The following is an 18938-nucleotide window of genomic DNA, read 5'->3' as shown; positions in this document are numbered from 1 at the left end:
GGATGTCACGCCGCCGTGGCGGCGTGATCAGCGCCCTCTCCGGCTAGCCCGGGAAAACCAGCTATTGCCCAACTACCCTCCGGCCACTCACCCAGACCGTGGCGATGTTGGCCCGCGCTGCGTTGAGCACGATCTTCTGGAATATCTCCTCAAGCGTATCGTCGGCCATGCCGATGTGGATGTTCGATGCCCTGGCGCTGGTGTCGATCAGCAGCGCGTCAAACTCATAGCCGACGCGAAAATTGCCCGTCGGCAGATCAAGTGCTTCCGCACCGCCGGCGGTCGCCAGCCAGAACGCCTCCTGGTGCGTGATGGGTTCGCCGGGCGCACCGCGTTGCTCCGGCGGCAGGCCGGCATGCACACCGCTTTGCAGCGTCCTCGACGCTGACAATGCATGTCGGCAGCCATCGAACAGTGACGGGCTGTAGCCTCCGGAAATGTCGGTTCCGAGCCCGACGTGCATGTGCCGGTCAAGTGCTGCGCGCAGCGGAAATGCGGCATTGGCGAAATAGAAATTGGACAGCGGGCAATGGGCAACAGCCGCGCCCCTCTCCTCTATGAGGTCCATATCCTGCTCATCGATGAAATTCGAATGCGCCAGGATCGTATGCCGGGTGAGCAGGCCGAAACCATCAAGGCTTGCCGCATCGGTGCGGCCGAAGCGCGTCTCGACGAACTGCTTTGCCCAGTCGCTCTCCGAGCAATGCGTCTGCACGTGGCAGCCGAATTCGGTTGCCAGCTCGCCGAGTCCTTGCAGCGCCGCATCCGTGCAGCTTGGGATGAAGCGCGGTGTGATCGCCGGCTGGACGAGCGGCCTGTCGCGCGGATCCAGCGACTTGACCGCCTCGATGAACCGTCTGGTGTCCGATACCGCGCTTGCCGCATCGGCATCGCGGTAGAAAGGTGGACACTGCTCTGGATCGTCCATCACCACCTTGCCGACGAGCGCGCGTTGACCCTTCTCAAGACAGGTCTCGGCAAGCGCCAGGCTCGCGTCAACATGGACCGTGGCGAAATAGAGCGCCGTGGTGGTTCCGTTGGCCAGCAGGTTATCGACCAGATCGGCATAGACCTCGCGGGCATAATCGACATCCGCATAGCGGGCTTCGAGCGGAAAGGTGTATTTCTGCAGCCAGACTTCGAGCGGCACATCTAGCGCCTTGCCCATCTGCGGCCATTGCGGCGCATGGATATGCAGGTCGATGAGACCGGGCAGCAGGAATTGGCCATTGGCAAGCTCAACAAGCGTGCCCGCCAGGCGGGCAGCGTTCTGCGTGACCTCGTACTCGCGATGATCCGGCGCCAGCATTTCCGCGATGCGCCCCTGTGCATCGACGCTGAACAGATGGTCCTTCAGCACCTCCAGCCTGCCGCGTTGGGGCGTGTGGAAGGCGGTGCCGAGCAGCGTGAAGGGTTCTCTCGTCATTGCGGCTCCGGTTTGGCTAACGGTCTGCTTGGCCTACAAAAAAACAGTTGGCAAATGTTGTGGCCGCTGTCCTTCGGCACCGACTGATCCCATGATCGAGCGGGAATTTCCAGAGGGGTCAGAAGGGGAACGGTACATGGAACGCGTTGCGTCAGAGATCACATTGATTGCCCAACCGGACGATCCGCTGCCATGGGGCAAGGCAGCGCTGCTCGGCCTCCAGCATGTACTGGCGATGGACGTCTACATCGTGCCGTTTATCATCGCATCGGTGCTCGCCTTCAGCGTCGGCGATGCCGGCGCCTTTATCCAGTCCGCATTCGTGGCCGCAGGCATTGCCACACTGATCCAGTCGCAGCTTTTGATGCGGCTGCCGGTCGTCCAGGGGCCGTCCTTCGTCCCGATCGGCGCGGTGCTGGCCATCGCCTTCGGAGCAGGCGGCGGCGTTGGCGGTCTCTCCGCCGTGGTCGGAGCGCTCATTCCGGGCGCCATACTGGTCATCCTGCTCGGTTCGCCGACAAGAATCTTCCATCGCCTCGTCAACCGCTTCGTACCGCCCATCGTCGGCGGTGCGATCATCATCGTCGTCGGCGTCGCCTTGATGCCGGTGGCGCTCAAGGAGAGCGTGTTCGCGGTCCACGGCACCGCCACGGTCGGCGGCAACATCGTCCTCGCTTTTATCGCCGCTGCCTTCCTCGTCGGCTGCATGCTGACCGGCATGGCACTTGGCGCGAAGGGCGCCTGGCTGCGCCTGCTGTCCGTGATCATCGCCCTGGTGGCAGGCAGCGTGGCCGCCGCCTTCATGGGCCAGTTGAACATGGCGGGCGTTGCGGACGCGACATGGTTTTCCATGCCGCGAATCGCCTTCCTCAATCTCGACGTGACGTTCTCGCTGTCGGCGACACTGACGATGCTGATCGTCTATATCGTCGTTCTCGCCGAAACCACCGGCACCTGGTTCGCCGTCGGCGCCGTCATCGACAAGCCGCTGTCGGACGAGCAGCTCGACAAGGGCGCGACAGGTGAAGGCCTCGGCTGCCTGGTCAGCGCGCTGCTGTGCAGCACCCCGGTGACCGGCTATTCGTCCAATGCCGGCATCATTGCCATCACCGGCATTGCCAGCCGCGCCGCCTTTGCCGCCGCCGGCATCTTCCTGGTGCTGTTCGGGCTGATCGGCAAGCTTTCGGCGGTCATCGCCGCGATACCGGGGCCTGTCATCGGCGGCGTTTTCGGCGTCCTCTGCGTCGTCATCGCCATGAACGGTTTCCGCGTCGTGCGCGGTACACCCCTGACCGAGCGCAACATGCTGGTCATCGGTCTGCCGATCCTGATGGCGCTGTTTGCCACGCTGGCGCCGCCGGATTTCGTCAAGACGCTCCCCGACCTCGTGCAGTACATCCTCGGCTCATCGATCGCCTTCGGCGCCGTCTGGGCCATCGTGCTGCACCAGATCCTGCCAAACTCCCGGTAGACGTATCCTAAGATGGCGGGCGGCAATGTGCCGTCCGCTATCTCTCTGCATCGTTGACAGCACTTGCCGTTGACCTGTTTTGCGGGCGGCATGGCCTGCCTTGACCTTGTCACATCACGGGTCTAATCGGCTGGGGCACGCGGTCGGCGCTTTCGGCGAAAGTGTCCGTCTCGTGCAATCCAACACGACGCGTCAATCCGAACGCACCCTTTGGCCCCAGCAAGGGATATCAGGCGATGATCAAGGCCTTCGTCGTGGACAATGACCGCCTGCGCGTCGTCGACGATCTCCTGGCAAACAGCGAGACCATCGTCTGGGCGGACCTGTTCAACCCGACAAAGGAAGAGGAAGCGACGATCGAGAGCTGGCTCGGCGTTGCCATTCCGACGCGCGAGGAGATGGAGGAGATCGAGATTTCGAGCCGCCTCTATGTCGAGGACGGCGCCTACTTCATGACCGCCACCCTGCCCGCCCAGACCGAGGTCGACGATCCCTTGATGTCGCCGGTCACCTTCGTGCTCGCCGGCACAAGGCTGATCACGGTGCGCTACCACGAGCCGAAGGCCTTCAAGACCTTTCCGCAGCGCGCCGAGAAGGTGGCGACCGGCTGCACCAGCGGCGACACCATCCTGATCGGCTTGCTGGAGGCGATCGTCGACCGTCTCGCCGACATTCTGGAACGCGCCGGCCGCGACATCGAGGCGATCTCGCGCGATATCTTCGAGGCGCGGTCGACCAAGGTTTCCAAGCGCAACCGTGATTTCCAGGAGTTGCTGAAAGCCATCGGCCGCAAGGAGGACATTGCCTCCTCGATCCGCGACAGCCTGATCTCGCTGCAGCGCCTGGCAGGCTTTTTCGCCCATGCCTCGACCCGCACCAAGATGAGCAAGGACACCAAGGCGCGCATCAAGACGCTGTCGCGCGATGTGCTGTCGCTGGCCGACCACGCCACCTTCCTGTCGCAGAAGATCTCCTTCCTGCTCGACGCCACGCTCGGCATGATCTCGATCGAGCAGAACGCCATCATCAAGATCTTCTCGGTCGCCGCCGTCATCTTCCTGCCGCCGACTTTGGTCGCCTCGATCTACGGCATGAATTTCGACGTCATCCCCGAGTTGAAATGGGAGCTTGGCTATCCCTTCGCCATCGCCATGATGGTGCTGTCGGCGATCCTGCCCTTCTGGTACTTCCGCCGCCGCGGCTGGCTCTGAGTGGCCCTGTCGATCGGCTGCCACAGGCTGGCGCAGTAGAAATCGCTTGACCAAATGAACGCCGGCCTGCATCCGGAAACCCCGATCCTGGGGATCGTGGGTCGACAAGCCGGATTCCAGACCATGACTGCAGAGATAAAAACATGGGCCTATGAGGACTTCATCGAGGGCGCGTCGATCGACCTCGGCTCGAAGCTCGTGAGTGCCGCCGAGATCGTCGAATTCGCCGGAGAATTCGACCCGCAGCCGATGCATCTCGACGAGGAAGCCGGCAAGGCCAGCATCCTCGGCGGGCTGGCAGCGTCGGGCTGGCACACCTGCGCAATGTTCATGCGCATGCTGTGCGATGCGTTCCTGCTGGACTCGACCTGCCAGGGCGCGCCCGGAGTCGATCAGGTCAAATGGAAAAAGCCGGTCCTGGCCGGCGACCAACTGACCGGCACCCTGATGGTTATTGCCAAGCGCCTGTCGAAATCGAAGCCGCAACTCGGCTTCGTCACCATGCGCAGCGAACTGTTCAACCAGCGTGGCGAAAGCGTCTTCGAGCTCGAGAACTCCGTCATGTTCCTCACGCGCGATGCCGCGGGGAGCCAAGCATGACACTGGACGAGTTCTTCCGTATCGGCACCACCGTCACGCTCGGCTCGCACTCATTCGAGCCCGAGGCGATCAAGGCCTTCGCCCGTAAGTACGACCCGCAAATCTTCCATATCGACGAGGAGGCCGCGAAGAAAAGTGTGCTCGGCGGCCTCTGCGCGTCCGGCTGGCACACGGCCGCGACCTGGATGAAACTCAATCTGGAAAACCGTATGGACGCCGAGATCGCTGCGTGGAGCGGTCCCGGTCCAGTGCCGGAATTCGGTCCCTCGCCCGGCTTCAAGAACCTGAAATGGCTGAAGCCGGTCTATGCCGGGCAAACCATCACCTTCACGCGCACCGCGCTGTCGCACCGCCCAATCGCCTCACGCCCCGGCTGGCGGCTGCTGGCGCTGCGTTCGGAAGCTTTCGATTCCACCGGCGACAAGGTGCTCGAGTTCGAAAGCGCCGTTCTGGTGAAGGCCGAGTAACGCCACTTTCCCTCTCCCTTCTTGTAGGAGAAGGGAGAGCACTCCTCAATGTCCTTCGAACCCTATCAGCGTTCTGACCGGCACACCGAGGGCTTCGAGCTTGGCGCGGCCGCCGAGGTCCGGCAGGTCGATGACAAAACAGGCAGCGAGGATGTCGGCGCCGATCTGGCGCAGAAGTTTGACCGCCGCCTCCGCGGTGCCGCCGGTGGCGATCAGATCGTCGACAAGGATCACCTTCTCGCCCGGAGCAACGCCGTCCTTGTGCATCTCCATCTCGTCCAGCCCATATTCCAGGCTATAGGCGACGCGCACCGTCTCGTAGGGCAGCTTGCCTTTCTTGCGGATCGGCACGAAGCCGGCCGAGAGCTGATGGGCGACGGCGCCGCCAAGGATGAACCCGCGTGCCTCGATGCCGGCGATCTTGTCGATCTTCTGGCCGGCATAGGGATGCACCAGTTCGTCGATGGCGCGGCGGAAGGCGCGCGCATTGCCGAGCAGCGTGGTGATGTCGCGAAACAGGATGCCGGGCTTGGGATAATCCGGAATGGTGCGGATCGCGGCGAGCAATGTGTCTTCGAGGGAGGATTTCATGGGTCGAGATTACCTGAAACGGAGGTTCTTGCGCGACAATTGTTCGATCGAACTGCAGCCCATCAGCTTCATGCCGCGTTCGATCTCGACCCGCATCTGTTCAAGCGCCCGTTCGACGCCGGGCTGGCCGGCCGCCGCGAGCGGAAACAGATAATAGCGTCCGACGCCGACGGCCTTGGCACCGAGCGACAGCGCCTTCAGCACATGGGTGCCGCGCTGCACGCCGCCATCCATGATGACGTCGATCCTGTCGCCAACGGCGTCGACGATCTCGGCAAGCTGATCGAACGCCGCCCGCGAGCCATCCAGCTGCCGCCCGCCATGGTTCGACAGCACGATGCCGCTGCAGCCGATGTCGACGGCGCGTCTTGCATCCTCCACCGACATGACGCCCTTGAGGCAGAACGGACCCGACCAAAGCTTGACCATCTCGGCCACGTCGTCCCACGTCATCGACGGGTCTAGCATCTCGGTGAAGTAGCGGCTGATCGACATCGTGCCGCCGCCCATGTCGACATGCTCGTCGAGCTGCGGCAGCTTGAACCCCTCATGGGTGAAATAGTTGATCGCCCAGGCCGGCTTGAGCGCGAACTGTGCCATTCCGGCGAGATTGAGCTTGAAGGGAATGGCAAAGCCGGTGCGTTTGTCGCGCTCGCGGTTTCCCCCGGTGATGCTGTCGACGGTCAGCATCATCACCTCGACGCCAACCGCCTTTGCGCGCTGCATCATCGCCCGGTTGAGGCCGCGATCCCGGTGGAAATAGAACTGGTAGACCTGTGGGCTGCTGCTGATGCCGCGCGCCTCCTCGAGGCTGACGGTGCCAAGCGAGGAGACGCCGAACATGGTGCCGTATTTGGCGGCGGCCCTGGCGACCGCGCGCTCACCCTGATGGTGGAACAGGCGCTGCAAGGCGGTCGGCGAGCAATAGAACGGCATCGCCAGCTTCTGGCCCATGACCGTCACCGACATGTCGACCTCGCTCACTCCGCGCAGCACGTTGGGAACAAGGTCGCAGGTCTCGAAGCTTTCGGTGTTGCGGCGATAAGTGACCTCATCGTCGGCCGCGCCGTCGATGTAGTTGAAGATCGGCCCGGGCAGCCGCTGCTGTGCCATCCGCCGGAAATCGGAAAAGTTGTGACAGTCGCTGAGCCGCATCATCGAATTCCAAAGGCCATGGCGGGACGAGCTTCTCGCCACCGTTCGATGCGTCGAATATCAACCTGATGCCGCCATGCCAACGGACTAATTGCCGAACTTTCGCTTGAGCACGAGCGTTAACAAAAAAGGAGCGCCTTAAGCGCCCCTTCCCGTCTAAATCCGGCTGACGAGGATTACATGCCGAGATCGGAACGAAGCTCGGCCCTGGCCACTTCATATTCAGCCTTGAAGTCGTCCCGGTTGAGCAGGACCGCGGCAATAACGCTGCCGGAAATCTTGCCCATCTCGACGTCGGACGCATAGTGGATGCCGCCGACCTCGCGGTTGTGGGCGTATTCGGCCGCACGCGCCATGATCTCGGCGCGCTTTTCCGGGACCATGTCGGACAGGATGATGCCCATCATCGTGCCTACGGTGGCATGGCCAGACGGCCAGGAACCGGAGCTCGACAGCTTGACCGCCGGCTTGACGAGATCGCTGAGCTGATGCGGGCGCGGGCGCTTCCAGACATCCTTGGCCGGGTCGACGACAGCCCCTTCGGTAACCACCACGCGATCGAAGAAAGCGCTGAATTTCGGCAGCGTTTCCTTGTTGAATTTCGGCCCCATGACGTCGGCAAAGCGCCAGACATTCTCCTCGGCATCGGCCACCGCGCTGGCGACCATCTCCGGGGTGCGCGTCACCTGCAGCGTCAGCACCTCGCCGAGTTCGGCCTTGGTCTGCGCCGAATCGTTTGCCGGCGGCGGCGGCAGGATCATCGTCAGGTCGACGTCCTTGTTGGTGACGAAGGGCTGGGCGTCTTCCGCTTGCGCGGCCGAGCCGAGGATGAGCAGCAACAGGCCTGCCGCGAGCGATGCGTATCTTTTCATGAATGCGATCCTTTGATGAGAGCAGCACAGGATCGCCGGATGCGATGACGGCCATGTGACATGACCAGCCTCCGGAAATGCAAAAGGGCGCCTCTCGGCGCCCTTCGCGATCACTTGATTGTGTGGTCTAGTGGGCCACGCCTTCCCACACCTTGCGCTTGGTGAGATAGACCAGCGCGCCGAACAAAAGCAGGAACACCAGAACGCGAAAACCGGTCTTCTTGCGGTCTTCCATATGCGGCTCGGCCGCCCACGCCAGGAAGGCGGAGACGTCGCGGGAATACTGGTCGACGGTCTGCGGCGCACCGTCATCATAGGTCACCTGGCCGTCGGAGAGCGGCTTGGGCATTTTCAGCGACACGCCGGACATGAAGTACGGATTGTAGTGGGTGCCTTCCGGGATCACCATGCCGGCCGGCGGCGTCTGGTCGTAGCCGGTCAGCAGCGAGTGGATATAGTCGGGACCGCCGGCATCGTATTGTGTGAAGATGTCGAAGACGAATTGCGGAAAGCCGCGCTCGACGCCGCGAGCCTTGGCCAGCAGCGACATGTCGGGCGGGGCAGCGCCGCCATTGGAAGCGGCGGCCGCTTCGTCGTTGGCGAACGGCGGCGGGAAGTGGTCGGACGGCTTGCCTGGACGGTCGAACATGTCGCCGGCATCGTTGGGACCGTCATGGATCGTGTACTCGGCCGACAGCGTCTTGATCTGCGCATCGGAATAGCCGAGGTCCGACAACGTTCGGAACGCCACCAGGTTCATCGAATGGCAGGCCGAGCAGACTTCCTTGTAGACCTTGAGGCCGCGCTGCAGCTGCGCCTTGTCGTAAGTGCCGAACGGGCCGGTGAAACTCCAGTCCATTTCCTTTGGCTCGTCGATCGGGAAATGCGTCGGATTGGCCACATTGTGTGCCTCTTCGGCGGCGATCGCCCGAGTGCCCGCGGCCCCAGCGGCGACGGCCACGAGGCCGATCAGCGCCAGCGAGGTGAGAATCTTTTTCATGCCAAATCCCCTTAGATTCTCTACCCGCTCAGCCTTTGGTTTCCGGCGCCGCCGTAGCGCCCGCCGGATGTCCGCTGCCGCCCTTGTTCTTCTCGAGGACCGCCTCGGTGATCGAGTTCGGCAGCCGTCGCGGCGTCTCGATCAGTCCGAGCACCGGCAGCGCGATCAGGAAGAAGGCGAAGTAGAACAATGTCGCCATCTGCGCCATGAACACATAGCTGCCTTCGGCCGGCTGCGAGCCCAGCCAGCCAAGCAGGATGGCATCGGCCACGAACAGCCAGAAGAACAGCTTGTACCAGGGCCGGTAAACGGCCGAGCGTACCTTCGAAGTGTCGAGCCACGGCACCAGGAACAACATGACGATGGCGCCGAACATGCACAGCACGCCGCCGAGCTTGGAGTTGATCGGCCCGACATTGAAGGTGATGGCGCGCAGGATCGCGTAGAACGGCAGGAAGTACCATTCGGGCACGATGTGGGCCGGCGTCTTCAGCGGGTTGGCGACGATGTAGTTGTCGGGATGGCCGAGATAGTTCGGCAGGTAGAAGACGAAATAAGCGAAGAAGAACAGGAACACGATCATGCCGAACGCGTCCTTGATGGTCGCGTAGGGGGTGAAGGCGACAGTGTCGGTCTTCGACTTGACCTCGATACCCGTCGGGTTCGACTGGCCCACGACATGCAGCGCCCAGATGTGCAAAACGACGACGCCGGCAATCATGAACGGCAACAGATAGTGCAGCGCAAAGAAACGGTTCAGCGTCGGGTTGTCGACGGCAAAGCCGCCGAGCAGCAGCTGCTGAATCCAGTCGCCGACCAGCGGAATGGCGCTGAAGAAGCCGGTGATGACGGTGGCGCCCCAGAAGCTCATCTGGCCCCATGGCAGCACGTAGCCCATGAAACCGGTCGCCATCATCAGGAGATAGATGATGCAGCCGAGGATCCAGAGCAGTTCGCGCGGCGCCTTGTAGGAGCCGTAATAGAGGCCACGGAAGATGTGGATGTAGACGGCGACGAAGAAGAACGAGGCGCCGTTCGAATGCATGTAGCGCAGCAGCCAGCCGGAATTCACGTCGCGCATGATCTTCTCGACCGAGCCGAAGGCCAGATTGGTGTCAGCCGTGTAATGCATGGCCAGCACGATGCCGGTCAGGATCTGCGCCACCAGCATGATCGAAAGGATGCCGCCAAAGGTCCACGCATAGTTGAGGTTGCGCGGCACCGGATAGGCAACGAAGCTGTCATAGACCAGCCGCGGCAGCGGCATGCGGGCGTCGAACCAGCGTCCGAGACCGGTTTTGGGCGTATAGGTCGAGTGTCCCTCGCTCATCGAAATATCCCCTGCCTCAACCGATAAGGATCTTGGTATCGGAAATGAACTTGAATACCGGAACCGCCATGTTCTCAGGCGCCGGGCCTTTGCGGATGCGGCCGGCCGTATCGTATTGCGAACCGTGGCACGGGCAGAACCAGCCGCCGAAATCGCCTTCCTGGCCAAGCGGAATGCAGCCGAGATGCGTGCAGACCTGAACCATCACCATCCAGGCCTCCTTGCCGGGCGTGGTGCGATTGGCGTCGGTCGCCGGCGCATCGGACGGCAGATTGGCATTGCGGGCGATCGGATCCTTGAGATCGGCGAGATTGACTGCCTCGCCGTCCTTCATCTCCTGTTCGGTGCGGTTGCGCACCACGACCGGCTTGCCGCGCCACTTGACGATCAGCGACATGCCCGGCGTCAGCGAGGCGACGTCGACTTCGACGGAAGCGAGCGCCAGCGTCGAGGCATCGGGGCGCATCTGGTCGATGAACGGCCACGCGAAGGCACCCGCGCCAACCACTGCGGCCATGCCGGTGGCGACGTAGAGAAAATCACGACGGTTGGGATCCTGGGTGTCGGTTGCGCTCACGGGTGCCTGATCCTTTCGCCTCTTCCGTGCCGGTGGCTGAGCCTTGTTCCCCGCTCAATTACGCCAACCCGACAGCGCATGGCGAACAGGCTTGCGAATTCCTCCGGCATTTGGACTTCGGTTTATGCGTGAAGCCCGTTTTTGTCCAGACGGGTGAAGGCACAAGGGCAGATTGTCGCGGGCGTTCCGCACAGCGATGAATTTGACGTGCTTGGCTAAATGTAGCAATATGTCTACATCTACTCGACGGAGGTGCTGAAATGAACATCTCAACGAAGACGATCACCATCATGTCGAGCCGTGAATTCAACCAGGACACGGCGCTTGCGAAGCGGGCTGCCAGGAACGGACCGGTTATCATCACCGATCGCGGCAAGCCTTCCCATGTGCTGATTTCGATGGAGGAATACGAGCGGTTGGAGAAGAAGCCGAGAAGCCTCGCGGACGCGATTGCCGACGATCGCCCCGAAGCAGACTTCGACTGGGAACCACCTCGCCTGGAAGGACCGTTTTTCAAGATTCCCGATCTCGACTGATGTTTATTCTCGACACCAATGTCGTTTCGAATCTGCGTCGTCGGGACAAGGCCGATCGCAACGTTTTAGCCTGGTCTGAGACCCACGACGTCGCCAGCTTTTTCATGTCGGTGATTTCGATCCTGGAACTCGAAATCGGAACACTGTTGTTGTCGAGGAAGGACACCCGCCAGGCCGCCATGTACCGTGAGTGGTTGGATCAAATACTAATTCCACAGTTCGACGACCGGATACTGAGCATAGACACGGCCGTTGTCGTGCGTTGCGCAAACCTCCACGTTCCTGACCCTAAGCCGGAACGCGATGCTCTCATTGCCGCCAGCGCGCTTGTCAATAATTTGACAGTCGTGACACGCAATACCAAGGATTTTGAGGGCACCGGGGTGAAGCTTTTCAATCCCTGGATACCCGCGAAGGGCTAGATAGCCAGGGCACAAATCATAGACCGCGACACCTGGTCTGTTCGCTCCGACCATTGGAAGGGCGAATTGCAATGTGGCGCCTACGGCTCTCCTGCCTGATCTTCAACTATCTGCCTGGCGTCGGAGGCGGCCCCGCCTGCATACACATCCCTACGCTGAGATCTTCATCATTCGCCAGGGCACCGGCCTGTTCACCGTCGGCGACCAGGAGATCGAGGCATCCGCCGGCCAGATCCTGATCGTGCCGCCCAATACGCCGCACAAATTCACCAATCTCGGCCCAGGCCCGCTGGAGACGACCGACATCCACGAGAATGGCAGCTTCATCACCGAATGGCTTGAGTAGACCATGATCCCGAAAAGTGGGAACCGGTTTTCGGAATAAGATCATGGTCCAACAAAAGAGAGTTATTTCGCGCCGAGCCTGGCCAGCACCGCTTTCGGGATGTTGTATTCACGAATGACGGTATCGTGCTTGCGCAAGCCGCACAGCTCGCGCTGGATGAAATAGCCATGCACCGCCTCGGCGGCATCCTTGAGCAGCCGGGGGCGCAGTTGCTCGTCGGCATTGTCGCGCAGCCTGGCCAACGTTTCCTCTACCCGCTGGCCGGCGCGGCCAAGTGCTGCCGCCTTTTCCGCCAATATTTCATGGCCGAGCGCGTCGAAGGCGGCTTCCGCGGACGAGGCGCCGGCTAGATGAGATGGCGGACGCAAGGACATTTCAGCTTCCTTTCCCGAAGACCATGCGGTGTGTGACGAATTCTTCGCCTTCCACGCGCTGAAAGCCAAGCCGTTCGTAGAAACCGAAGGCTTCTTGCGGCGCGCGGGTGTTCAGCACGGCGAAATGGTGACGTGCCCTGTCGATAACGGTCTCGACCAGCATCCGGCCAAGACCGTTGCGACGGTGGCGCGCACTGACGAACAGGTGCCGGACCCGGCCGTGGCCCCTGGCCTCGAAATAGGGATCGATGTTCAGCCCGCACACGCCGGCGAGTTCCCGGCCATTCCAGGCTCCGTAGAGTGCCTCGCCGCGCTTCAAGAACTTGTTGCGGCCGCTAGCCCAGCCATCCGCCAGGCGCACCAGCATCCAGTAGCCCCCAAACCGGCTTTCCTGCTTCAGCGCGTCGAAGGCCGGCGTGGTTGGCCGGAGCCGCTTGAGCACATAGCTCACTCCGGGGCCGATCTCTGGAATTACCTCTGCCGATGCAACCATGCCCTACTCCGCAGGCCGCGTCTCTTCGAGCACGCTGTCCTCGTGATAGAGAAAACCGCCGGACTGCCGCTTCCACAGCCGCGCATAGAGCCCGTCGAGCGCCACCAGCTGGTCATGCGTGCCTTGCTCGACGATGCGGCCGCCGTCGAGCACCACCAGCCGGTCGAGTGCTGCGATCGTCGACAGCCGGTGGGCAATGGCGATGACCGTCTTGTTTTCCATCAGCCTTGTCAAATTCTCCTGGATCGCCGCCTCGATGTCGGAATCGAGCGCCGAGGTCGCTTCATCGAGAATCAGGATCGGCGCGTCCTTGAGGAAGACGCGGGCGATCGCCACGCGCTGGCGCTGGCCGCCTGACAGCTTGACACCGCGCTCGCCGACAAAGGCCTCGTAGCCGGCGCGGTCCCTGTTGTCGCGCAAGCCAAGGATGAACTCGTGCGCCTCGGCCTTTTTCGCCGCCGCGATCACCTCGGCGTTGGTCGCGTCAGGCATGCCGAGCTTGATGTTGTCGCGCAGCGAACGGTGGAACAGGGCCGTATCCTGGCTGACGACGCCGATATTGGCGCGCAGCGAATTCTGCGTCACCTCAGAAACGTCCTGGCCATCGATGGTGATCGACCCGCCTTCCAGATCGTAGAGCCGCAGGATCAGATTGGCGAGCGTCGTCTTGCCAGCACCCGACGGCCCGACCAGCCCGACCTTCTCGCCCGGCCGCACGACGAGGTCGATGCCGTTGAGCACACCGAATCCTTTGCCGTAATGGAACTCGACGTTCTTCACCGCGATGCGTCCGCCGGCCACGACCAGTTCCTTGGCGTCGGGCGCATCGACCAGGCCAAGCGGCTGCGAGATCAGCGCCTTGGAGTTTTCCAGCACGCCGAGGTTCCGCAATATGCTGTTGAGCTGCATCATCAGCCGGCCGAGCAGCATATTGAGCCGCAGCACCAGCGACAGCGTGAAGGCGACAGCGCCGACGGTGATCGAGCCTTCGACCCAGAGATACACGGCAAAACAGCCGATCGCGGTGATCATGATGCCCGACAGCGTCGTCAGGGCCATGCGCACGCCGGTCAGCCGACGGGTGAACGGGCGCAGCGCGTCGAGATAGATGTCGAAGCCGTTCTTGATGTAGCGGTCGTCGCCGTCGGCCGAGAACAGTTTCAGCGTCTGCACGTTGGAATAGGAATCGACGATGCGGCCGGTGATCATCGAGCCGGCCTCGGCGGTCTCCTCGGCATGCTTGCGGATTGCCGGCAGATAGAGCTTGGCCAGCCAGCCGAAAGCGGAAATCCAGATCACCACCAGCACCGCCAGCCTGAGATCGAGGCCGGCGACCAGCGCCAGCGTCGTCACCGTGTAGACGATCATGAACCAGACGACCTCGATGAAGCTTTCCATCAGGTCGCCGGTCGCTTGGCCCGCCTGCCAGACCTTGGTGGCGATACGGCCGGCAAAATCGTTCTGGAAGAAGGCGTAGGACTGTCGCGACACATGCCGATGCGCTTGCCAGCGCACCAGATTGTAGAAGCCGGGCGTGATCGTCTGTTCGTCGACCAGCGCCGACAGGCCGACGACGATGGTGCGGATGACCAGCACCACCGCCATCATGAACACCAGTTCAGGGCCTGCGGCGTTCCACAAGGCGTGCCAACTGCGCTCGGCGGGAAGCTGGTCGAGAATATCGACCAGCCGCCCGACGAAGTAGAACAGGCCGGCCTCGACCAGCGGCGCGATGCCGCCGATGACCAGCATGGCGAAGAAGGCGAACTTCGCCTGGCCGACATAGTGCCAGAGAAAGCCGCCGACGCTGGTCGGTGGCCGAAGATTCGCTGGCTCCCTGAACGGATAGACCCAGTTCTCGAACCAGCGATAGACGGCTGTCATCATGCGGCGGCCATCATTCTGCGGCTTGCCCCTTTGCAAGTGCGTCATTTGCGGCGTCGGCGGGACCGTCCTCAAGCAGGAATCCGCCCGATTGACGCTGCCAGAGCTGCGCGTAGAGCCCGCCCTTGGCGACGAGTTCCTCGTGCGAACCTTCCTCGATGACACGACCGTTGTCCATCACCACCAGCCTGTCCATCGCCGCGATGGTCGACAGCCGGTGCGCTATGGCGATGACGGTTTTGCCTTGCATGAGCTTGTAGAGATTCTCTTGGATCGCCGCCTCGGCTTCGGAATCAAGCGCCGAAGTCGCTTCGTCAAGGATAAGTATAGGTGCGTCCTTCAACATAACGCGAGCAATGGCGACGCGTTGCCGCTGGCCGCCGGACAATTTGACGCCGCGGTCACCGACATGGGCATCGAAGCCCTTGCGGCCGCTGGCATCCGAAAGCCCGCCGATGAAATCCAGCGCCTCGGCGCGGCGCGCCGCCTCGACAAGCATCTCGTCGGTGGCATCGGGCCGGCCATAAAGGATGTTCTCGCGCACCGAACGATGCAGCAGCGAGGTGTCCTGCGTGACCATGCCGATCTGCGCACGCAGCGAATCCTGCTTCACACCGGCGATCTCCTGGCCGTCGATCAATATCTGCCCGGCTTCGAGGTCGTAGAAGCGCAGCAACAGGTTGACCAGCGTCGACTTGCCGGCGCCGGAACGGCCGACGATGCCGACCTTCTCGCCCGGTTTCACCGCCAGCGACAGGCCTTCAATCACACCCTTCTGCTTGCCGTAGTGGAAGCGAATGTCCTCAAAGCGGATCTCACCCCTGGAAACGCTGATCTCCTTCGCGTCCGGCCTGTCCTCGACAAGGCGCGGCAGCGAGATTGAGGCGATGCCGTCCTGCACCGTGCCGATGTTCTCGAACAGGCCCGACATTTCCCACATGATCCATTGCGACATCCCCCACATCCTGAGCACAAGGCCGATGACCACGGCGACCGCGCCGATCGTCACTGCTTGCCCCAGCCACAGCCACAACGCCATCGCGGTGACAGAGAACAAGAGCAATGCATTTAGGATGTAAAGCGAGCCAAAAAGCACTGTCACCAGCCGCATCGACCGGTAGACCGTTTCGAGAAAGCCGGACATGCCGTCTTTGGCGAATGACGCTTCGCGGCGTGCATGGCTGAACAGCTTGACCGTCTGGATGTTGGAGTAGCTGTCGACGACACGGCCCGTCATGATCGAGCGCGCATTGGCCTGTTCCTCGCCAACCTTGCCCAGCCGGGGAATGAAAAACCGCAGCAAAAGGATATAGCCGACCAGCCAGACGCCGAGCGGCGCGGCCAGCCGCCAGTCGGCCGAGCCGACGATGAGCAGCATGCCGAGGAAATAGACGATAACGTAGTTCAGGACGTCGATCACCTTGATGACGCATTCGCGCACGGCGAGAGCCGTCTGCATCAGCTTTGTCGCGATGCGGCCGGCGAACTCGTCCTGGTAGAAACTCATCGACTGCTTGAGCAGATAGCGGTGCACCTGCCAGCGGATGCGCATGGGATAATTGCCCATCAGCGTCTGCTGGTTGAGAAACGAATGCAGCCATACCGTGCCCGGCAGCGCGAACAGCACGATGAAGGCCATGCCGGCGAGCTTCCAGGCTTCCGTCTGCAGGAAGGTTTCGCGATTCTGCCCCGACAGCCAGTCGACGATGCGGCCGAGGAAGCCGAACATCCACACTTCCGCGATCGCGATGGCCGTCACCAGCACCGCGTCGAAAAGGATATAAGGCCATGCGCCGCGCGTATAATGCAGGCAGAAGGCAACCAGCGTCTTGGGCGGCTCGACCGGTTCCGCTGCGGGGAACGGATCGAGCCTTTTTTCAAACCAGCTAAACAACAACATAGGTTATGCCTGTGAAATGTGTTTGCCGCTTACGCGGCACGTGAGCGTACGAAATCCCCGGTACCCATGGCATCAAGGGCCGACGGTCTGGAATCACCCGGACCGTCGGCCATGCCTCGTGCAATATAGGGGCTCGCGGGCTTTTCGCCGACAGCTGCGCCAGTCGATCCTGACGACACGGTGCCGCCAGCCCGGTTTTTCGCGCCCGGCCTGACCAGCCGGATGATCCGGCGCACCAGCGACGGGCGGCTCGGATCGGGAACCGCGCGCGAAAAATCGACATCCGGCAGCATGCCGCGATGCGGCCGGCGGCGAACCTCGGCGTGAACCGCAGACGAATAGGTGTCGCCGATCAGCAGCGCCCAGGTCGGCAGTCGGTGGATATGCAGGCTCCTTGAGCCGGGTATTCTGTAGGGATCGAACATCGATCCGTCCTCCGTGTGAAAATAGAGATAAAAAGGCGAAGCAACATCGTCCGCCGGCATTCGGCCGGAGGCACGCATTGCGTCGGTCTGGACACGATAAGCATCGGTCGGGGCACGATAAGCATCGGTCCGGACAGCTTCAGTTGGGGCGTTTAGCCCTTTTGACTTTTTGAAAAACATCGCAGGATTCCTTCGAGAGCCGAAAAATCGTTTCGGCGGGAATCGGTGCGATCAAGTCTTAGAGAGTCAGGAGAATCGTCGTACCGAAACCGCCGGCAGGCAGGTAAGCCCACGAGAGGGGCGCTGGATGTGCATGGTCATCATGAATTACCCCTCCATCGGTTCGGGTTGACAATGGAGCTGACATACCCGACTTCGCAGAAAATGGCCACCCGCAGGTCCAGCAATTTCCAAAACCGCGAGCCCGCTGTGGCCGATTTGCCACTTATTAGAAAGACGCGGAAATGAACTGTCGTCTCCGCATCGCGCTCTACCAGCCGGATATCGCCGGCAACACCGGGACAATCCTGCGCTTCGCCGCTTGCCTCGGACTTGGCGTCGACATCATCGAACCGGCCGGATTTCCGCTCTCCGACAAAGCGCTCAAACGAGCCGGCATGGACTACCTCGAAATGGCTGCCCTGACCCGGCATGTCGACTGGCACGCCTTCGAGGAACGGCGCAAGGCTGGTTCGCACCGGCTGGTGCTGCTGTCGACCAAAGCCACGACGGCCTACACCGACTTCACCTTCGCCGAAGGCGACATTCTGCTGTTCGGTCGCGAATCCGCAGGCGTGCCGGATCCTGTCCATCAGGCGGCGGATGCGCGGCTGACCATCCCCATGCAGGGCACGGCGCGCAGCATCAATGTCGCGCTTTCCGTCGCCATGGTGGCGGGCGAAGCCATCCGGCAACTGGGATAGGGGTTCGCCGGCAAGCCCGTCTCCCGTCATCTTGACCCAGGCGCACATCGCCTTCTCCTTCGTTTGCAGATCCTGGGTTTCTTCGCTACAAGCTCAACTTAACTTGAGGTCAAGCGGAAAAATCGGGACGAAAAACAGAGATGGCACCGGTAACGGAATTGACGGTCGGCCAGGTCGCCATGCGCAGCGGTGTGGCGGTGTCGGCATTGCATTTCTATGAGGCCCGCGGCCTGATCCGCAGCCACCGCACGGCGGGAAATCAGCGCCGCTACGGCCGTGACGTGCTGCGGCGCGTGGCGATCATCAAGGTGGCGCAGGAGGTCGGCATTTCGCTGGCCGAGATCGGTGAAGCCCTGGCATCGCTGCCAGAAGGCCGCACGCCGACGCGCGATGACTGGAACCTTTTGTCGACCGCCTGGCGCGACGGGCTCGATCACAAGATCGCCCAGTTGAAGAAACTGCGCGACGGGCTGACCGACTGCATCGGCTGCGGCTGCATGTCGATCGACAAATGCCCGCTGCGTAACAAGGGCGACCGGCTGGCGCGCGAGGGGACAGGGGCAAGAAGGCTGGTTGCTCCGCCTCTCTCGAGGACATCCTAGTCAGCCGCAGGCAAGCGCCTGATGGTGAACTCAATCAAGTCGCCCGGCCGCTCGAACCAGCTTTCGATCTCGGTCCAGTAGGCCTGCTTGGGAAAGCGCTCGAACCATTCCTTGGCCTTGAGCCGCGCATCGGAGCGCGGCAGCACGAAGGTCTCGCGCAGGAAACCGTCGCGCGGCATACGAACACGCTCGGCACGGCTTTGGTCGAGCCTTTTCTTCAGGCCATCCAGCGGCGGTCTTGCCGGGGTGCGCACGAAACAACTCCTTGCACCTGGCGCATGACCCCGAAATCGGAATCGAGTTTCGGAAAGGATCATGCGCAAAACCAAAGTG

General features: G+C 62.0%; 21 protein-coding genes and 1 pseudogene. 9 read left to right on the top strand and 13 right to left on the bottom strand.

Features of this window, described 5'->3' with window-relative positions; genetic code table 11:
- Positions 1-61: 61 nt before the first annotated feature.
- Positions 62-1426, bottom strand: a complete 1365-nt coding sequence (guaD, locus tag NKJ04_RS10620; protein ID WP_352674765.1) for a guanine deaminase — start codon at positions 1424-1426, stop codon at positions 62-64.
- Positions 1427-1562: 136 nt separating this feature from the next.
- On the opposite strand from guaD, the gene NKJ04_RS10615 reads away from it, so the two are divergent.
- From NKJ04_RS10615 to NKJ04_RS10600, 4 genes are all read left to right on the top strand, one after another.
- The gene (locus NKJ04_RS10615) at positions 1563-2897 is read left to right on the top strand and encodes a uracil-xanthine permease family protein (protein WP_128303755.1); all 1335 of its coding nucleotides are present in this window, start codon (positions 1563-1565) and stop codon (positions 2895-2897) included.
- A 236-nt stretch (positions 2898-3133) separates the two neighbouring features.
- Positions 3134-4108, top strand: a complete 975-nt coding sequence (gene corA, locus NKJ04_RS10610; protein ID WP_023809832.1) for a magnesium/cobalt transporter CorA — start codon at positions 3134-3136, stop codon at positions 4106-4108.
- 123 nt (positions 4109-4231) lie between these two features.
- Positions 4232-4708, top strand: a complete 477-nt coding sequence (locus NKJ04_RS10605; protein WP_023809833.1) for a MaoC family dehydratase — start codon at positions 4232-4234, stop codon at positions 4706-4708.
- Positions 4705-5175, top strand: coding sequence for a MaoC family dehydratase (locus NKJ04_RS10600; protein ID WP_023809834.1), 471 nt, complete (start codon positions 4705-4707; stop codon positions 5173-5175). The genes NKJ04_RS10605 and NKJ04_RS10600 overlap by 4 nt, the downstream gene beginning before the upstream one ends.
- A gap of 45 nt (positions 5176-5220) precedes the next feature.
- On the opposite strand, the gene NKJ04_RS10595 is transcribed toward NKJ04_RS10600, so the two are convergent.
- The 6 genes from NKJ04_RS10595 to petA form a co-directional block, all read right to left on the bottom strand.
- Entirely contained in the window at positions 5221-5766 is a 546-nt protein-coding gene (locus tag NKJ04_RS10595) for an adenine phosphoribosyltransferase (RefSeq protein ID WP_013529989.1), read from the bottom strand.
- A gap of 9 nt (positions 5767-5775) precedes the next feature.
- Positions 5776-6921: an alpha-hydroxy acid oxidase gene (locus NKJ04_RS10590; RefSeq protein WP_128303835.1), complete on the bottom strand. Its 1146-nt coding sequence runs from the start codon at positions 6919-6921 to the stop codon at positions 5776-5778.
- Positions 6922-7097: 176 nt separating this feature from the next.
- Entirely contained in the window at positions 7098-7793 is a 696-nt protein-coding gene (locus NKJ04_RS10585) for an acid phosphatase (RefSeq protein ID WP_352674761.1), read from the bottom strand.
- A 127-nt stretch (positions 7794-7920) separates the two neighbouring features.
- Positions 7921-8793, bottom strand: a complete 873-nt coding sequence (locus NKJ04_RS10580; RefSeq protein WP_352553445.1) for a cytochrome c1 — start codon at positions 8791-8793, stop codon at positions 7921-7923.
- Positions 8794-8821: 28 nt separating this feature from the next.
- Entirely contained in the window at positions 8822-10123 is a 1302-nt protein-coding gene (locus NKJ04_RS10575) for a cytochrome b (protein WP_013529985.1), read from the bottom strand.
- 16 nt (positions 10124-10139) lie between these two features.
- The gene (petA, locus tag NKJ04_RS10570) at positions 10140-10700 is read right to left on the bottom strand and encodes a ubiquinol-cytochrome c reductase iron-sulfur subunit (RefSeq protein ID WP_023809838.1); all 561 of its coding nucleotides are present in this window, start codon (positions 10698-10700) and stop codon (positions 10140-10142) included.
- Positions 10701-10960: 260 nt separating this feature from the next.
- Between petA and NKJ04_RS10565 the strand changes: the two genes are divergently transcribed.
- The 3 genes and pseudogenes from NKJ04_RS10565 (at position 10961) to NKJ04_RS10555 (ending at position 12004) form a co-directional block, all read left to right on the top strand.
- On the top strand, positions 10961-11236 hold the full coding sequence (locus tag NKJ04_RS10565; RefSeq protein ID WP_031212730.1) for a type II toxin-antitoxin system Phd/YefM family antitoxin: 276 nt from the start codon (positions 10961-10963) through the stop codon (positions 11234-11236).
- Positions 11236-11658 (top strand): type II toxin-antitoxin system VapC family toxin, encoded by a 423-nt coding sequence (locus tag NKJ04_RS10560; RefSeq protein WP_023809840.1) that lies wholly within the window; start codon positions 11236-11238, stop codon positions 11656-11658. Before NKJ04_RS10565 ends, NKJ04_RS10560 begins: the two co-directional genes overlap by 1 nt.
- Positions 11659-12004: pseudogene (locus NKJ04_RS10555) on the top strand (cupin domain-containing protein). It begins immediately after the preceding gene.
- Positions 12005-12066: 62 nt separating this feature from the next.
- Here the strand turns inward: NKJ04_RS10555 and NKJ04_RS10550 are convergent.
- From NKJ04_RS10550 to NKJ04_RS10530, 5 genes are read right to left on the bottom strand one after another with little or no spacing between them, the layout of a single operon-like run.
- Positions 12067-12378 (bottom strand): DUF6665 family protein, encoded by a 312-nt coding sequence (locus tag NKJ04_RS10550; RefSeq protein WP_023809841.1) that lies wholly within the window; start codon positions 12376-12378, stop codon positions 12067-12069.
- A gap of 1 nt (position 12379) precedes the next feature.
- Positions 12380-12871, bottom strand: a complete 492-nt coding sequence (locus tag NKJ04_RS10545; protein WP_352674755.1) for a GNAT family N-acetyltransferase — start codon at positions 12869-12871, stop codon at positions 12380-12382.
- 3 nt (positions 12872-12874) lie between these two features.
- On the bottom strand, positions 12875-14758 hold the full coding sequence (locus NKJ04_RS10540; RefSeq protein WP_352674812.1) for an ABC transporter ATP-binding protein: 1884 nt from the start codon (positions 14756-14758) through the stop codon (positions 12875-12877).
- A 10-nt stretch (positions 14759-14768) separates the two neighbouring features.
- Positions 14769-16655, bottom strand: a complete 1887-nt coding sequence (locus NKJ04_RS10535) for an ABC transporter ATP-binding protein (protein ID WP_352674752.1) — start codon at positions 16653-16655, stop codon at positions 14769-14771.
- Positions 16656-16684: 29 nt separating this feature from the next.
- Positions 16685-17080, bottom strand: coding sequence for a hypothetical protein (locus NKJ04_RS10530; protein WP_352674750.1), 396 nt, complete (start codon positions 17078-17080; stop codon positions 16685-16687).
- 464 nt (positions 17081-17544) lie between these two features.
- Here NKJ04_RS10530 and NKJ04_RS10525 point away from each other — a divergent pair, with 464 nt between their 5' ends.
- Both NKJ04_RS10525 and soxR read left to right on the top strand, forming a co-directional pair.
- Positions 17545-18003, top strand: coding sequence for a tRNA (cytidine(34)-2'-O)-methyltransferase (locus NKJ04_RS10525; protein WP_128303746.1), 459 nt, complete (start codon positions 17545-17547; stop codon positions 18001-18003).
- A gap of 140 nt (positions 18004-18143) precedes the next feature.
- Positions 18144-18605, top strand: a complete 462-nt coding sequence (soxR, locus tag NKJ04_RS10520; RefSeq protein ID WP_352674748.1) for a redox-sensitive transcriptional activator SoxR — start codon at positions 18144-18146, stop codon at positions 18603-18605.
- Here soxR and NKJ04_RS10515 read toward each other — a convergent pair.
- Positions 18602-18859, bottom strand: coding sequence for a hypothetical protein (locus NKJ04_RS10515; protein ID WP_013529975.1), 258 nt, complete (start codon positions 18857-18859; stop codon positions 18602-18604). The two genes, soxR and NKJ04_RS10515, sit on opposite strands and share 4 nt — an antisense overlap.
- Between the last annotated feature and the right edge of the window lie 79 nt (positions 18860-18938).

The sequence above is a fragment of the Mesorhizobium sp. M0618 genome, assembly GCF_040320765.1.
Taxonomy (GTDB): domain Bacteria; phylum Pseudomonadota; class Alphaproteobacteria; order Rhizobiales; family Rhizobiaceae; genus Mesorhizobium.
Note: the sequence above shows the minus strand (reverse complement) of the source record. Positions and strands in the feature narration are given on the sequence as shown.

Coding starts and splice junctions, on each gene's coding strand:
- guaD (WP_352674765.1), bottom strand. CDS start 1,426: ATGACGAGAGAACCCTTCACGCTGCTCGGCACCGCCTTCCACACGCCC.
- NKJ04_RS10615 (WP_128303755.1), top strand. CDS start 1,563: ATGGAACGCGTTGCGTCAGAGATCACATTGATTGCCCAACCGGACGAT.
- corA (WP_023809832.1), top strand. CDS start 3,134: ATGATCAAGGCCTTCGTCGTGGACAATGACCGCCTGCGCGTCGTCGAC.
- NKJ04_RS10605 (WP_023809833.1), top strand. CDS start 4,232: ATGACTGCAGAGATAAAAACATGGGCCTATGAGGACTTCATCGAGGGC.
- NKJ04_RS10600 (WP_023809834.1), top strand. CDS start 4,705: ATGACACTGGACGAGTTCTTCCGTATCGGCACCACCGTCACGCTCGGC.
- NKJ04_RS10595 (WP_013529989.1), bottom strand. CDS start 5,766: ATGAAATCCTCCCTCGAAGACACATTGCTCGCCGCGATCCGCACCATT.
- NKJ04_RS10590 (WP_128303835.1), bottom strand. CDS start 6,921: ATGCGGCTCAGCGACTGTCACAACTTTTCCGATTTCCGGCGGATGGCA.
- NKJ04_RS10585 (WP_352674761.1), bottom strand. CDS start 7,793: ATGAAAAGATACGCATCGCTCGCGGCAGGCCTGTTGCTGCTCATCCTC.
- NKJ04_RS10580 (WP_352553445.1), bottom strand. CDS start 8,793: ATGAAAAAGATTCTCACCTCGCTGGCGCTGATCGGCCTCGTGGCCGTC.
- NKJ04_RS10575 (WP_013529985.1), bottom strand. CDS start 10,123: ATGAGCGAGGGACACTCGACCTATACGCCCAAAACCGGTCTCGGACGC.
- NKJ04_RS10565 (WP_031212730.1), top strand. CDS start 10,961: ATGAACATCTCAACGAAGACGATCACCATCATGTCGAGCCGTGAATTC.
- NKJ04_RS10560 (WP_023809840.1), top strand. CDS start 11,236: ATGTTTATTCTCGACACCAATGTCGTTTCGAATCTGCGTCGTCGGGAC.
- NKJ04_RS10550 (WP_023809841.1), bottom strand. CDS start 12,378: ATGTCCTTGCGTCCGCCATCTCATCTAGCCGGCGCCTCGTCCGCGGAA.
- NKJ04_RS10545 (WP_352674755.1), bottom strand. CDS start 12,871: ATGGTTGCATCGGCAGAGGTAATTCCAGAGATCGGCCCCGGAGTGAGC.
- NKJ04_RS10540 (WP_352674812.1), bottom strand. CDS start 14,758: ATGATGACAGCCGTCTATCGCTGGTTCGAGAACTGGGTCTATCCGTTC.
- NKJ04_RS10535 (WP_352674752.1), bottom strand. CDS start 16,655: ATGTTGTTGTTTAGCTGGTTTGAAAAAAGGCTCGATCCGTTCCCCGCA.
- NKJ04_RS10530 (WP_352674750.1), bottom strand. CDS start 17,080: ATGTTCGATCCCTACAGAATACCCGGCTCAAGGAGCCTGCATATCCAC.
- NKJ04_RS10525 (WP_128303746.1), top strand. CDS start 17,545: ATGAACTGTCGTCTCCGCATCGCGCTCTACCAGCCGGATATCGCCGGC.
- soxR (WP_352674748.1), top strand. CDS start 18,144: ATGGCACCGGTAACGGAATTGACGGTCGGCCAGGTCGCCATGCGCAGC.